The sequence below is a fragment of the Pseudomonas nitroreducens genome (genome assembly GCF_024170165.1).
In the GTDB taxonomy this organism is placed as follows: domain Bacteria; phylum Pseudomonadota; class Gammaproteobacteria; order Pseudomonadales; family Pseudomonadaceae; genus Pseudomonas; species Pseudomonas nitroreducens_C.
Genome location: NZ_JALJXP010000002.1, coordinates 506,180 through 519,944, shown reverse-complemented (window position 1 = coordinate 519,944; position 13,765 = coordinate 506,180). Strand labels below are relative to the sequence as shown.

General features: G+C 65.7%; 12 protein-coding genes. 7 read left to right on the top strand and 5 right to left on the bottom strand.

Annotated elements, in window-relative coordinates; translation table 11 throughout:
* Window positions 1–11 precede the first annotated feature (11 nt).
* Complete coding sequence (locus J2T47_RS06730; RefSeq protein ID WP_253443650.1) at window positions 12–923, bottom strand: LysR substrate-binding domain-containing protein; 912 nt, start codon at window positions 921–923, stop codon at window positions 12–14.
* Between the two features lie 99 nt (window positions 924–1,022).
* On the opposite strand from J2T47_RS06730, the gene J2T47_RS06725 reads away from it, so the two are divergent.
* The 5 genes from J2T47_RS06725 to J2T47_RS06705 all read left to right on the top strand — a co-directional run bounded on the left by J2T47_RS06725 (window position 1,023) and on the right by J2T47_RS06705 (window position 7,593).
* Window positions 1,023–2,108, top strand: coding sequence for a tartrate dehydrogenase (locus tag J2T47_RS06725; protein ID WP_253443639.1), 1,086 nt, complete (start codon window positions 1,023–1,025; stop codon window positions 2,106–2,108).
* Between the two features lie 243 nt (window positions 2,109–2,351).
* Window positions 2,352–4,001: a BCCT family transporter gene (locus J2T47_RS06720; RefSeq protein WP_301295398.1), complete on the top strand. Its 1,650-nt coding sequence runs from the start codon at window positions 2,352–2,354 to the stop codon at window positions 3,999–4,001.
* A gap of 139 nt (window positions 4,002–4,140) precedes the next feature.
* Entirely contained in the window at window positions 4,141–5,262 is a 1,122-nt protein-coding gene (locus J2T47_RS06715; protein WP_253443637.1) for an aromatic ring-hydroxylating oxygenase subunit alpha, read from the top strand.
* A gap of 135 nt (window positions 5,263–5,397) precedes the next feature.
* Complete coding sequence (locus tag J2T47_RS06710) at window positions 5,398–6,357, top strand: PDR/VanB family oxidoreductase (protein ID WP_253443635.1); 960 nt, start codon at window positions 5,398–5,400, stop codon at window positions 6,355–6,357.
* Between the two features lie 150 nt (window positions 6,358–6,507).
* Complete coding sequence (locus tag J2T47_RS06705) at window positions 6,508–7,593, top strand: helix-turn-helix domain-containing protein (protein ID WP_253443633.1); 1,086 nt, start codon at window positions 6,508–6,510, stop codon at window positions 7,591–7,593.
* Between the two features lies 1 nt (window position 7,594).
* On the opposite strand, the gene J2T47_RS06700 is transcribed toward J2T47_RS06705, so the two are convergent.
* From J2T47_RS06700 to glpK, 4 genes are all read right to left on the bottom strand, one after another.
* The gene (locus J2T47_RS06700) at window positions 7,595–7,921 is read right to left on the bottom strand and encodes a GlpM family protein (protein ID WP_253443800.1); all 327 of its coding nucleotides are present in this window, start codon (window positions 7,919–7,921) and stop codon (window positions 7,595–7,597) included.
* A gap of 102 nt (window positions 7,922–8,023) precedes the next feature.
* The gene (glpD, locus tag J2T47_RS06695) at window positions 8,024–9,565 is read right to left on the bottom strand and encodes a glycerol-3-phosphate dehydrogenase (RefSeq protein ID WP_253443631.1); all 1,542 of its coding nucleotides are present in this window, start codon (window positions 9,563–9,565) and stop codon (window positions 8,024–8,026) included.
* Between the two features lie 146 nt (window positions 9,566–9,711).
* Window positions 9,712–10,467, bottom strand: coding sequence for a DeoR/GlpR family transcriptional regulator (locus J2T47_RS06690; protein ID WP_253443629.1), 756 nt, complete (start codon window positions 10,465–10,467; stop codon window positions 9,712–9,714).
* A 244-nt stretch (window positions 10,468–10,711) separates the two neighbouring features.
* On the bottom strand, window positions 10,712–12,226 hold the full coding sequence (glpK, locus tag J2T47_RS06685) for a glycerol kinase GlpK (protein WP_253443627.1): 1,515 nt from the start codon (window positions 12,224–12,226) through the stop codon (window positions 10,712–10,714).
* Window positions 12,227–12,397: 171 nt separating this feature from the next.
* Here glpK and ybaK point away from each other — a divergent pair, with 171 nt between their 5' ends.
* Complete coding sequence (gene ybaK / locus J2T47_RS06680) at window positions 12,398–12,868, top strand: Cys-tRNA(Pro) deacylase (protein WP_253443625.1); 471 nt, start codon at window positions 12,398–12,400, stop codon at window positions 12,866–12,868.
* Window positions 12,869–12,961: 93 nt separating this feature from the next.
* On the top strand, window positions 12,962–13,747 hold the full coding sequence (locus tag J2T47_RS06675) for a PhzF family phenazine biosynthesis protein (RefSeq protein ID WP_253443623.1): 786 nt from the start codon (window positions 12,962–12,964) through the stop codon (window positions 13,745–13,747).
* The last annotated feature ends 18 nt before the right edge of the window (window positions 13,748–13,765 follow it).

The window sequence follows — 13,765 nt, the reverse complement described above, 5'->3', positions numbered from 1 at the left end:
GTAGGAGCTTGTCAGTCTGGTTGGCGGTAACGCTCGGCGAAGTACTGCCGCAGAAACTCCACCGCCACCCGCACCTTGGCCGAGCTGGCCAGGGGCGCGGTGTACACCGCCCAGATGTCCGCCGGCTGCTGGTATTCCGGCAGCACCTGCACCAGGCGGCCGTCCTCCAGGCTGTCGTGCACGTCCCACCAGGAGCGCAGCAAAATGCCGCGCCCGTCGATGCACCATTGGTGCACCACCTCGCCGTGGTTGGATGACAGCGGTCCGGTGACCTTCACGCTTTCCTCGCCAATGGGCCCCTGCAGGTGCCAGACGCCGAAGGGATGGTCGCGTTCCTTGATCACCAGGCAATCGTGCCCGGCGAGTTCCGCCAGGGTTCGCGGAGTACCACGGCGTTCCAGGTAGCCCGGTGCGGCGCAGAGTACCCGGCGGTTGCGCGCCAGGGGGCGGGCGATCAGGTTCGGGTCGATCTCGTTGCCCACCCGCACGTCGAGGTCGAAGCCTTCGCCGATCAGGTCTACCAGGCGGTCCTGCACATCCAGGCGGATATCCAGCTGCGGGTGGCGGGTGGCGAGTTCCGACAGGGCAGGGGCGACGAAGCGCCGCCCCAGGCCGAGGCTGCTGGCGATGCGCAGCTGGCCGCTGGGCTCGCGGTGCAGCGCGGAGACGTCGTCGCCCATGCGCTGCACCGAGTCGAGGATGCGCAGCGCCCACTGGTAGACGCGCTCGCCGTCCTCGCTCACCGACACCCGACGGGTGGTGCGGTGCAGCAGGCGTACGCCGAGGTCTTGCTCCAGCAGGCGGATGCGCTTGCTGACGAAGGCGGCGGACATGCCCAGCTCGCTGGCGGCCGCGGCGAAGCTGGAGCGACGGGTGACATGGACGAAGACACGCAGGTCTTCCAGGTTCGGCAGATTGTTCACGGTTCGTGTTTCAAGAATCCACAGTCGTCTGGATTATGTTTGATTTCACGACTTATAGCATGGCTCGCACCGCCACTGATCCGACCCGCGAGGTGCACCATGAGCAAGACCTACAGAATCGCCACCCTTCCCGGCGACGGCATCGGCCAGGAAGTCCTGCCCGAAGGCCTGCGCGTCGTCCAGGCCGCCGCCCGCAAGCACAGCCTGCAACTGGAGTTCGAACAGTTCGAATGGGCCAGCTGCGACTACTACCTGGAGCACGGCAAGATGATGCCGGACGACTGGTTCGAGCAGCTCCAGGGCTTCGATGCGCTGTACTTCGGTGCCGTCGGCTGGCCGGACAAGGTGCCGGACCACATCTCCCTGTGGGGCTCGCTGCTCAAGTTCCGCCGTGAGTTCGACCAGTACGTGAACATCCGCCCGGTCCGCCTGTTCCCCGGCGTGCCCTGCCCGCTGGCCGGAAAGAAGCCCGGCGACATCGATTTCGTGGTGATCCGCGAGAACACCGAAGGCGAGTATTCGTCCCTGGGCGGACGCATGTTCGAAGGCACCGAGAACGAGTTCGTGCTGCAGGAGTCGGTGTTCACTCGCCGTGGCGTCGACCGCATTCTCAAGTACGCCTTCGACCTGGCGCAGACCCGCGAGCGCAAGCGCCTGACCTCGGCCACCAAGTCCAACGGCATGGCCGTGAGCATGCCCTACTGGGACGAGCGCACCGCCGCGATGGCTGCCGGCTACCCGGAGATCACCTGGGACAAGCAGCACATCGACATCCTCTGCGCGCGCTTCGTGCTGCAGCCGGAACGCTTCGACGTGGTGGTGGCCTCCAACCTGTTCGGCGACATCCTCTCCGACCTCGGCCCGGCCTGCGCCGGCACCATCGGCATCGCGCCGTCCGCCAACCTCAACCCGGAGCGCAGGTTCCCCTCGCTGTTCGAACCGGTGCATGGTTCGGCACCGGACATCTTCGGCCAGAACATCGCCAACCCCATCGCCATGATCTGGTCCGGCGCGCTGATGCTCGACTTCGTCGGCCAGGGCGACGAGCGCTATCGCGCGGCCCATGACGACATCCTCAAGGCCATCGAGCAGGTCATTGCCGAAGGCGCCGTCACCCGCGACATGGGCGGCAAGCTGTCGACCCAGGCGGTGGGTGCGGCAATTGCCGAGATCGTGGGCGGATAATTCCGACATCTTCGCAGATCACCGCCGCGATGCCCGTTCCTGAGCGGTTATGGGCATCGATGGTGGTGTTGCCAGGGTGATGACAGGCTCTTGCGCCCTGCGGCGTTTCATCGCAGACTGTTAACCATTAGATATTTGTTAACCAATGGTTGATAGTGTGTAATCAACCTTGGTGACGCTGCACCATCCGCTGCCCGCGTCGGATGAGTGACAACAACAATAAAACGTCCCAGGAGACGCCTGATGTCCCGCCTGCTGTCCCAGAACAACAAGAAGGTCGATGTATTCCTGATATCCATGAGCCTGGTGGCGGTGTTGCTCACCGTGATCGGCCTCGCTGCCTTCCCGGCCCAGGCCGAGCAGGCTGCCAACCAGCTGTTCGAACTCTCCACCCGCTCCTTCGGCACCGCCGTCCAGCTGATCATCTTCGGCAGCACCCTGGCGGTGCTGTACATCGCCTTCAGCAAGTACGGCAACATCCGTCTGGGGAGCGGCAAGCCCGAGTACGCCACGGCGACCTGGGTGTTCATGTTCATCTGCGCCGGCATGGGCTCCTCGACCCTCTACTGGGGCGTGATGGAGTGGGCCTACTACTACCAGTCGCCGGGCCTGAACATCGTCCCGCAGTCCCGTGAAGCCCTGGAGTACAGCGTCGGCTATTCCTTCTTCCACTGGGGCATCAGCGCCTGGTCGATCTACGCCCTGGCCTCGCTGGCCATGGCCTACCACTTCCACGTGCGCAAGAAGAGCGGCCTGAACCTGGCTTCCGTCATTGAGGCCGTCACTGGCTTCAAGTCCACCGGCCCGGTCGGTCGCCTGGTCGACCTGATCTTCCTGCTGACCATGATGGGCGCGCTCACCGTGTCCTTGGCGCTCACTGCCTCGACCCTGACCCGCGGCCTTTCCGGGCTGGTCGGCACGCCTGACACCTTCACCGTGCAGGTGATGGTGATCGGCATGATCGCCGTGCTGTTCTCCCTGAGCTCCTACATCGGCATCGACGGCGGCCTGCAGAAGCTGAGCAAGGTCGTCTGCTACGGCGCCCTGGTGTTCGCCGCCGTGGTGCTGCTGGTCGGCCCGACCCAGTTCACCATCAACAACACCGCCAACGGCCTGGGCCTGATGATCCAGAACTATGTGCACATGAGCCTGTTCACCGACCCGGCGGGCGACGGCGCGTTCACCCGCAACTGGACGGTGTTCTACTGGCTCTGGTGGGTGTCGTACGCGCCGGGCGTGGCGATGTTCGTGACCCGCGTGTCCCGTGGCCGGCAGATCAAGGAAGTGGTGTTCGCCCTGCTGCTGGGCGGCAGTGTCGGCTGCTGGTTCTTCTTCGGTGCGCTGGAGAGCTACAGCATGCACCAGTTCATCACCGGCGCCATCGACGTGCCGAAGATCCTTACCGAACAGGGTGGCGAGAGCGCGGTGGAAGCGCTGCTGCTGGGCCTGCCGGTGGGCAAGCTGTTCCTCGCCGTCTATCTGTTCATCATGGCGGTGTTCTGCGCCTCGCACATGGACGCCGCCGCCTACGCTGTGGCCGCCACCAGCACCCGCAACCTGCAGGAAGGCGACGATCCGACCCCGACGCACCGCCTGTTCTGGGCCATCACCCTGACCCTGGTGCCGCTGGCCATGCTGTTCGCCAAGGCCTCGCTGTCGACCATGAAGACCGCCGTGGTGCTCACCGCGATTCCGTTCACCGTCATCCTGCTGGTGAAGGTCTACGGCTTCTTCAAGTGGATGCTGCAGGACTACGGCTCGATACCTGCCTACCGCATCGAGGAAGAAGCGGCTGCCATGGGGCTCGAAGGCCAGCCCGCGCAGGCTCCGGACTCCGAAGCCCTGCCGCTTGCCGACCAGCCGGTTGCCGAAAAGGCAGCCCTCGCCCAATGAATCCTGCGTGGCGCCGCCAACCCGAGGGCGGCGTCACCGGCAGGCTTTTTTTTGCCTGCTCTGTTAACCATCGGGTTGCAGTTAACCAATAAGTAATGACCGCGCCCCGCGCGAGTCGATGAAAGCCTGGAGATATCAGATGACCGATTTCGAACGCCTGCCCGCCGACTTCTGCAGCAACCCTGAACACGCCTTCACGATCCCGGCGAGCTTCTATACCAGCGATGCCGTGTTCGAACACGAGAAGGAAAAGATCTTCGCCCGCAGCTGGATCTGCCTCGGCCACCGCAGCGAAGTCGCGCAGAAGAACGCCTACATCGTTCGCGAAGTGATCGGCGAAAGCATCATCGTCGTGCGTGGCCGCGACGACGTGCTGCGCGCCTTCTACAACGTCTGCCCGCACCGTGGTCACCAGCTGCTGGAAGGCAGTGAAGGCATCGCCAAGAACGTCATCACCTGCCCGTACCACGCCTGGACCTTCAAGCTCGACGGCGAGCTGACCCACGTGCGCAACTGCGACCAGGTCGAGGCCTTCGACAAGGGCGACTTCAGCCTGGTGCAGCTCAAGGTCGAGGAGTACGCCGGCTTCATCTTCATCAACATGGACCCCAACGCCGGTAGCGTCGAAGACCAGTTGCCGGGCCTGCAGGCGAGCATGCGCGACGCCTGCGCGGTGATCGATGACCTGCACCTGGCGGCGCGCTTCGTCAGCAAGACCCCGGCCAACTGGAAATCCATCGTCGACAACTACATGGAGTGCTACCACTGCGGCCCGGCGCACCCCAGCTTCGCCGACTCGGTGGACGTCGGCCAGTACGGCCACACCCTGCACGGCAACTGGTCGCTGCAGTACGGCATCGCCAAGTCCTCGGAGCAGTCGTTCAAGGTCGACGAATCGGTGAGCGATCCGTCCTTCGCCGGCTACTGGGCCTGGCCTTGCACCATGTTCAACGTGCCGCCGGGCGCCAACTTCATGACCGTGATCTACGAGTTCCCGGTCGACGCCGAGACCACCCTGCAGCACTACGACATCTACTTCCTCAACAAGGACATCACCGAGGAACAGCACAAGCTCATCGACTGGTACCGCGAAGTCTTCCGCCCCGAAGACCTGCGCCTGGTGGAGAGCGTGCAGAAGGGCCTGAAATCCCGCGGCTACCGCGGCCAGGGCCGGATCATGGTGGACAAGCAGCGCACCGGCATCAGCGAGCACGGTATTGCCCACTTCCATAACCTGATTGCCGTCTCGCATCTCGACTGATATCGCAGACCGCCGGCAGAGACGCCGGCGGTGCTCCAAGACACGAATTCTTAGTACCTCGCCCGGTGGTGGAAGCCGGGCGAGGGATAGCCCGGACGGCACGGCCGCCGCCCGCAGGCGCAGTTGAGGTGAACCATGGCCAATACCTACGAGATGTTCAGCGTGCGCGTCACCGAGGTCGAGCAGGCGACCCCGCAGATCAAGCGTTTCACCCTGGCGCGCAGCGATGGCCAGCCGCTGCCGGCCTTCACCGGCGGCAGCCATGTGATCGTGAAAATGGCCGACGGCCTGAGCAACGCCTATTCGCTGATGAGCGATCCGCGCGACCTCGGCCACTACCAGATCGGCGTGCGTTTGGAAGAGCAGTCCAAAGGCGGCTCGGCCTTCATGCACCAGCAGGTGGAAGTGGGCAGCGAGCTGACCATTTCCACCCCGAACAACCTCTTCGCGCTCGACCCCAAGGCAGGGCGCCACGTGCTGATCGCCGGTGGCATCGGTATCACCCCGTTCCTCTCCCAGCTGCATGAGCTGGAGGGCGGCGCTGTGCCGTACGAACTGCACTACGCGTTCCGCAGCCCGGAACACGGTGCCTTCCAGGGCGAGCTCGCCGACGGCCCGCACAACGAGAATGTGCGCTTCTATATCGACAGCGAAGAACGCCGTCTCGACCTGGCTGCGCTATTCGCTTCCCTGGCGGCGCAGGATCACGTCTATGTCTGCGGGCCGAAGCCGCTGATCGATGCGGTAATCGATGGCGCTAAGAAAGCCGGCATCGATGATGCGCGGGTGCACTTCGAACAGTTCGCCGCCGCTCCCGCCAGCGGCGGCGCCTTCACCCTGGTGCTGGGCCGCTCCGGCCGCGAGCTGCGGGTGGAGGAGGGCATGACCATCATCCAGGCCATCGAGAACGTGAAGGCCGCCCAGGTCGATTGCCTGTGCCGCGAAGGTGTCTGCGGCACCTGCGAGACGCGCATCCTCGAAGGCGAGGTCGACCATTTCGACCAGTACCTATCGGACGAGGAAAAGGCTTCGCAGCAGACCCTGATGCTCTGTGTTTCCCGCGCCCGTGGGGAGCGGCTGGTAATCGACCTCTAGCTGGAACATCCGGCGAGCGTAGGAGCGGACCGATTCCGCGCCTACGAAATGCCCGCGACCCTGGCATCGGGTGTCAGCCTGGTCTGTCATCCATCGGTTTACAGCTGTGTATACTGCGTCCCTCGACTTCGTCCAGGGACCGCGCCCCCCATGCTGGAAAACAGCTTCGCCTTCCGTCTCAAGGAACTGCTCGAACACCACAAGCTGACGCTGCAGGCAGTGGGCACGGCGTTGGGTATTTCGCGCACGGCGGTGCACAAGTGGACCAAGGGTGGCGAGATCGACTACGACAACCTGCGCAAGCTGGCCGACTTCCTCAAGGTCAACTGGCTCTGGCTGCGCTACGGCGAGGAAGCCCTGCGCAGCGTGCAGGAGGCCGAGCCCGTCGAGCTGCCGATGACCGACCTGCGCCGCCGCTACACCGCCGAGATCATGGAGAGCGAGACGCGCATGAAGCTGGCCCAGGAGGGCGCGCGCATCGTCACCTGGGAATGGAACCTGATCAGCGACGAAGTGACCTACTCGCCCAACGTCGAAGCGGTCTACGGCTGGCATGTCAGCTCCAACCAGACCTTCTGGAGCCACCTGCCGGCGGAAGACGTGGCGACCCTGCAGGCGATGTACGAGCGCGCCGCCGCCGAGGGCAAGGGCTGCGAGTGCGACTTCCGCGTCATCCAGCCCGACGGCAGCCAGCGCTGGATCGCCTCGCGCGCCACGGTGGTCAACGACGCCGTCGGCCGGCCGCTGAAGATGGTCGGCATCAGCATGGACAACACCGAGCGCATGGCCACCGAGGAGCAGCTGCGCAACAGCGAGGAGCGCTTTCGCGCGATCTTCGAACTGACCTGGGGCGCCCTGGCCTACATCGGCCTCGACGGCGGCTGGCAGCGGGTCAACGGCAGCCTCTGCGAGTTGCTTGGTTACCGCGCCGAAGAGCTCTACGCCATGACCTTCCAGGACATCACCCACGCCGATGACCTAGGCACCAACCTCGAGCTACTGCGCCAGCTGCTGGCCGGCCACTTCGACCGCTACGTGGTGGAGAAGCGCCTGCGTCGTCGCGACGGCGAATACGTCTGGGTTCGTGTGCGCACCTCGCTGCAGCGCCGCCAGCACGATGCCCAGCCCGATCACCTGATCAGCGTGTTCGAGGACATCCGAGCCGAGCGCGCCGAGCGCGAGCGCCTGCAGGCGCGCATCGCGGAGCTGGAGTCGCAGCTGGCAGTGCGCACCTGACTCAGTGCAGGCGCACCCAGCAGAACACCAGTAGCGAAGCCGCCACCAGCCAGGCCAGCGCCGCCATCGCCAGTGACAGCTCCAGGCGCATGCGGTCGACCAGCAGGTAGAGCGCCGCCAGGTAGACGAAGTAGGGGATGATCGACCACATGCCGAACAGGATGGTGGTCTTCAGATCGTCCAGCGAACGGCTCTTGCCGACGATGTAGTGGGCGATCAGGGCGAAGGTCGGGAACAGCGGCACCAGGCCTGCGATGTAGTAATTGCGCGTCTTCGACAGCGCGGCGAGGATCAGCACAACGCCGGCGCCGATGGTTGCCTTGAGGATCAGGTCCACTTTGTTCTCTATGCAGCGACGCCACCGGGGCGGTGGCGTCGGGGGAGTGTCGGTGGATTATCCGCGAGACCGGCGCTGGCTCCAATGCGACCTTCAGGCGACCTGCGTACTCGGCTCCAGCGGGCTTTCGCTGTTGAGGAACTGCTCCAGACGCTCGCGCTGCCGGGCGTTGAGGAACAGGCCGAGCTTGGTGCGGCGCCAGAGGATGTCGTCGGCGTCGCGCGCCCATTCCTCGTGGATCAGGTATTCCACTTCCCGCGCATAGAGCCCGGCGCCCAGGTGTTCGCCGAGTTCGCTGAGGTTGTGCGCGCCGTCCAGCAGCTTCCAGATGCGGCTGCCGTAGGTGCTGGCCCAGCGCCTGGCGAGGGCGGGGTCGAGCTGGCGCAGACGCTCCATGAGCTGGATGGCCAGGTCTTCGACGCTGGTCATGGCCTCGCCGCCGGGTAGCGGGGCGCTGGCGGTCCAGCTGGCTTTCATCACGCCGGCGAAGTGTGGCGCCAGTTGCTCCAGTGCGGCCTCGGCGAGCTTGCGGTAGGTGGTCAGCTTGCCGCCGAACACCGAGAGCAGCGGCGCTTCGCCGGGGGTGTTGTCCAGCGCCAGGGTGTAGTCGCGGGTGACGGCCGAAGGATCGTCCGACTCGTCGTCGCACAGCGGACGCACGCCGGAGAAACTGCGCAGGATGTCCTGGCGGCCCAGTTGGTGTTTGAAGTGGGCGTTGACCACGTTGAGCAGGTAGTCGGTCTCTGCTTCGCTGATGCTGATCTTCGCCGGGTCGCCCTGGTATTCGCGGTCGGTGGTACCGATCAGGGTGAACTGGCGCAGGTAGGGGATGGCGAAGACGATGCGCCGGTCCTCGTTCTGCAGGATGTACGCATGATCGCCTTCGTACAGGCGCGGCACGATCAGGTGGCTGCCCTGGATCAGGCGGATGCCGTAGGGCGGTTTCTGCCGCAGTTCCTCGCGCAGGAAGCGGTCGACCCAGGGGCCGGCGGCGTTGACCAGTGCGCGGGCGCGCACCGAGTACAGGCTGCCGTCGCGGCGCTCCAGGTGCAGGTGCCACAGACCCTTGCTGCGCCGCGCGCTGACACAGCGGGTGCGTGGGTGGACATGGGCGCCGTTCTCGCGGGCGGCCATGGCGTTGAGCACCACTAAACGGGCGTCGTCCACCGAGCAGTCGGAGTATTCGAAGCCGCGGGTGATCCCGGACTTCAGCGGGCTGTCGAGGCCGAAGCGCACGCCACGGGAAGCCGGCAGTTTCTCGCGCTTGCCCAGGTGGTCATAGAGGAACAGGCCGGCGCGGATCATCCAGGCCGGGCGCAGGTGTGGGCGGTGCGGCAGTACGAAGCGCAGCGGGTGGACGATGTGCGGAGCCTTGGCCAGCAGCACTTCGCGCTCGGCAAGGGCTTCGCGGACCAGGCGGAATTCGTAGTGCTCCAGGTAGCGCAGGCCGCCATGCACCAGCTTGCTACTGGCGGAGGAGGTGTGGGCGGCGAGGTCGTGCTGTTCGCAAAGGAACACCGACAACCCGCGCCCGGCGGCGTCCGCCGCGATCCCCGCGCCATTGATGCCGCCACCGACGACGGCCAGGTCGTAGACTTCGGCCAGGGGCGCGTGGCGCTTGCTGGTTGGGTTCATGGGGGCCGCCTCGGGGGTTGAAAGTGAATCTTGTGATGTTCGTTTTCGAAAATATCCTAGTTCAGTGAATGAAATATGACCAGCCTTGAGTGCGAATTCGCGCAGGCATTCGTCTGAATGTTCGAAAGTGAATGGGCGGGCGCGACTCAGACCAGTTCGAGCTGGACCTTGTGCTGGTGCATCAGGCGCGCCACGGCGGCGGGGGGCGGGCTGTCGGTGAACACCCGGCTGACCAGGGAGATCGGCCCCAGGCGCACCACGGCGTTGCGCCCGAACTTGCTGGAGTCGGCGGCAAGGAACACCTGCCGGGCGTTGTCGATGATGGCGCGGGAGACGCGCACTTCCTGGTAGTCGAAGTCCAGCAGGCTGCCGTCCTCGTCGATGCCGCTGATGCCGACCACGGCGAAGTCGACGCGGAACTGCTCGATGAAGTCCACCGCCGCCTGCCCGACCACACCGCCATCGCCGCGTACGGTGCCGCCGGCAACCAGTACTTCGAAGTCGTCCTTGCCGGCGAGGATGCTGGCCACGTGGAGGTTGTTGGTGATGACCTTGAGGTTCTGGTGGCCGAGCAGGGCGCGGGCAATGGCCTCGGTGGTGGTGCCGATGTTGATGAACAGCGAGGCGTTGTCCGGGATGTGCGCAGCAATGGCATCGGCGATGCGCTGCTTCTCGTCGCGCATCTGGTCGGCGCGGGTGTTGTAGGCGGTGTTCTCGACGCTGGAATCCCAGGCCGCGCCGCCGTGGTAGCGGCGCAGCAGGTTCTGTTCGGCGAGCTGGTTGATGTCGCGGCGGATGGTCTGCGGGGTCACGGCGAACTGCTGGGCGAGTTCCTCGATGCTCAGGTAGCCGCGTTCGCGGACCAGGTCGAGGATGCTTTGCTGTCGAGGTGGCAGGTTCATGCGCTGTGCTCGTGCGGACGGGCGAAGGGGCAAGGATGCCGCAGCGGGGGCCTTGCTGTCATGCCAGGTGAGTTCGGCGCGGACGGTTCCCCTCTCCCTAGCCCTCTCCCTGAAGGGAGAGGGGACTGGTTCGGAGCTGGCTTATACAACAGCATCAGTCTGCTCGGATAGCTCCCTCTCCCTTCAGGGAGAGGGCGGGGGGAGAGGGTTGGGCTGAGCTCAGGAGTTGCCGCGAAGGACTTTCTCAGTCTTCGGCTGCCCAGCCGCGGGTGCGCTCCACGGCTTTCTTCCACCCGGCATACAAGCGCGTGCGCTCCGCTTCGTCACAGGCCGGCTGGAACACCCGCTCGATCACCGCCTTGTTCTTCAGCTCGCCCAGGCTGCCCCAGAAGCCGCAGGCCAGGCCCGCCAGCACGGCGGCGCCGAGGGCGGTGGTCTCGCGCATCTGCGGGCGCTCCACGGGGGTGCCGAGGATGTCGGCCTGGAACTGCATGAGGAAGTTGTTGGCCACTGCACCGCCGTCCACACGCAGGGCACGCAGCGGCTCGCCGGCGTCCTGTTGCATGGCATCGAGCACGTCGCGGGTCTGGTAGGCGATGGACTCCAGGGTGGCGCGGATCAGGTGGTCGGCCTTGACTCCACGGGTCAGGCCGAACAGCGCGCCACGAGCGTACGGGTCCCAGTAAGGCGCGCCGAGGCCGGTGAAGGCGGGGACCAGGTAGACGCCGTTGCTGTCCTTCACCTTGGTGGCGAAATACTCGGAGTCGTGGGCGTCGTTGATCACCTTCAGCTCGTCGCGCAGCCACTGCACGGTGGAGCCGCCGTTGAACACTGCGCCTTCCAGCGCATAGGCCACTTCGCCGCTTGGCCCGCAGGCGATGGTGGTGAGCAGGCCGTGGGTGGACTTCACCGCCTTGTCGCCGGTGTTCATCAGCAGGAAGCAGCCGGTGCCGTAGGTGTTCTTCGCCTGGCCCGGCTCCACGCACATCTGCCCGAACAGCGCGGCCTGCTGGTCGCCGGCGATCCCGGCAATCGGCGTGCGGTGCACACCAAGGCCGCCGACCTTGGCGTGGCCATACACCTCGGAGGAAGCACGCACCTGCGGCAGCATGGCGCGCGGTACGTCGAGCGCGGAGAGCAGGCGTTCGTCCCAGTCGCGCTTGTGGATATCGAACATCAGGGTGCGCGAGGCGTTGGTGTAGTCGGTGACATGCACCTCGCCCTCGGTGAGCTTCCAGATCAGCCAGCTGTCGACCGTGCCGAACAGCAGCTCGCCGCGCTGGGCACGTTCGCGGGCGCCTTCGACGTTGTCGAGGATCCATTTGAGCTTGGTGCCGGAAAAGTACGGGTCGATGACCAGCCCGGTGGTGTCGCGGATGTGCTGTTCCAGCCCGTCGCGCTTGAGCTGCTCGCAGATCGCCGCGCTGCGCCGGCACTGCCAGACGATGGCGTTGTGGATCGGCCGGCCAGTGGCCTTGTCCCACACCAGGGTGGTTTCGCGCTGGTTGGTGATGCCGATGGCGGCCACTTCGGCGACACTGATGTTGGCCTGGGCGAGCGCCTCGACGAGCGTCGAACTCTGGGTCGCCCAGATTTCCATCGGATCGTGCTCGACCCAGCCCGGCTGCGGGTAGATCTGCGCGAACTCGCGCTGGGCTGTGCTGACCACATTGGCGTCGTGGTCGAAGATGATGGCGCGCGAGCTGGTCGTGCCCTGGTCGAGGGCGACGACGTATTTCTTGTTCGTAAGGTTCGTCATGGTGGCGGCCTTGTGCGGATTCCGTTCGGCAACCCCGGCGGCAGGACCGGGTAGGGATTGGCGGTGAACATACGGGATTCATCCGCGTCGGTGAAGCGAACGCCGTGCAGTGCAGCACGCCTTGGCTTACTGTTATGCGCTGGAAAGCTGCCTGCGAGAAGCCTGCCGATCATGACCCCCGCCATCGACCTGTTGAAGAAGAACCGCGCCGAACACCACGTGCTGAGTTACGAGCACGACCCCAAGGCGCCGTCCTATGGCCTGGAGGCCGCGGAGAAGCTCAACCTCGATCCGGCGCGGGTGTTCAAGACCCTGCTGGCGGCGAGCGAGAAGGGCGAGTTGCTGGTGGCGGTGGTGCCGGTGGTGGGTACCCTGGACCTCAAGGCGCTGGCCCATGCGGCGGGTGTGAAGAAGGCCGACATGGCCGACCCCAACGCCGCGCAGCGCGCCACGGGTTACCTGGTGGGCGGCATCAGCCCGCTGGGGCAGAAGAAGCGCCTGCGGACCTTCATCGACGAATCCGCCCAGGGCTTCCCGACCATCCATGTCAGCGCCGGGCGGCGCGGGCTGGAAGTGGAGTTGAGCGCCGAGACCCTGGCCGGGCTGACCTCGGCGAAATTCGCGCCCATCGGCCGCGCCTGATCACTCGATTGCGCGGACTGTGTGCTCCCTACTGTACGGTTCGCCGCCCGTCGGCATCTGTCATGCTCGGCCATCACTGACCAGGAGATCACCATGCTGCTCGACTTCCACCAGGTGGACGCCTTCACCGACCGCCCCTTCGCCGGCAACCCGGCCATGGTCTATCGCCTCGACGCGTGGTTGAACGACGAGCTGATGCAGAAGATCGCCGCCGAGCACAACCTGTCCGAGACCGCCTTCCTGGTGCGGGAGCCCGAAGGCTGGCGCATCCGCTGGTTCACCCCGACCGCCGAGGTCCCGCTGTGCGGCCACGCCACCCTGGCCAGCGCCCATGTGCTGTTCGAGGTGTTCGACGAGCCGGGCGAGGTGCTCGAGCTCAATTCGCTGTCCGGCCCGCTGCGCGTGACCCGCGAGGACGGCCGGCTGGCGCTGAACTTCCCGGCGCAGCCGCCGAGCGAAACCGGCGCCACCGTGGAGCTGGCGAGCGCGCTGGGCGTGGACGTGGTGGATGCCCTGAGCAACGCGTCGCACCTGTTGGCGCTGCTGGAGTCCGAACAGGCCGTGCGCGACTGCAAGCCGGACTTCGCCGCCCTCGGCCGCCTGCCCTACCTGGGCGTGATCGTCACCGCGCGCAGCGATGACTACGACTTCGTCTCGCGCTTCTTCGCCCCGGCCATCGGCCTCAACGAAGACCCGGTGACCGGCGCCGCCCACTGCAGCCTGATCCCCTACTGGTCGGGCCGTCTGAACAAGCTGCAGATGCGCGCCTTCCAGTGCTCCGAGCGGGGGGGCGAGCTGTGGTGCCGGCTGGAGGGCGACCGCGTGAGTATCGCCGGCTACGCCCGCCTGGTGGCCAGCGGCCGTCTGCTGGTTGTTTGATCTGTGACCGGGGTGCTT

Excerpts from the sequence above, each read along its gene's own strand:
- J2T47_RS06720 (WP_301295398.1), top strand. The coding sequence starts at position 2,352 with ATGTCCCGCCTGCTGTCCCAGAACAACAAGAAGGTCGATGTATTCCTG.
- J2T47_RS06725 (WP_253443639.1), top strand. The coding sequence starts at position 1,023 with ATGAGCAAGACCTACAGAATCGCCACCCTTCCCGGCGACGGCATCGGC.
- J2T47_RS06710 (WP_253443635.1), top strand. The coding sequence starts at position 5,398 with ATGGCCAATACCTACGAGATGTTCAGCGTGCGCGTCACCGAGGTCGAG.
- J2T47_RS06675 (WP_253443623.1), top strand. The coding sequence starts at position 12,962 with ATGCTGCTCGACTTCCACCAGGTGGACGCCTTCACCGACCGCCCCTTC.
- glpD (WP_253443631.1), bottom strand. The coding sequence starts at position 9,565 with ATGAACCCAACCAGCAAGCGCCACGCGCCCCTGGCCGAAGTCTACGAC.
- ybaK (WP_253443625.1), top strand. The coding sequence starts at position 12,398 with ATGACCCCCGCCATCGACCTGTTGAAGAAGAACCGCGCCGAACACCAC.
- glpK (WP_253443627.1), bottom strand. The coding sequence starts at position 12,226 with ATGACGAACCTTACGAACAAGAAATACGTCGTCGCCCTCGACCAGGGC.
- J2T47_RS06715 (WP_253443637.1), top strand. The coding sequence starts at position 4,141 with ATGACCGATTTCGAACGCCTGCCCGCCGACTTCTGCAGCAACCCTGAA.
- J2T47_RS06705 (WP_253443633.1), top strand. The coding sequence starts at position 6,508 with ATGCTGGAAAACAGCTTCGCCTTCCGTCTCAAGGAACTGCTCGAACAC.
- J2T47_RS06690 (WP_253443629.1), bottom strand. The coding sequence starts at position 10,467 with ATGAACCTGCCACCTCGACAGCAAAGCATCCTCGACCTGGTCCGCGAA.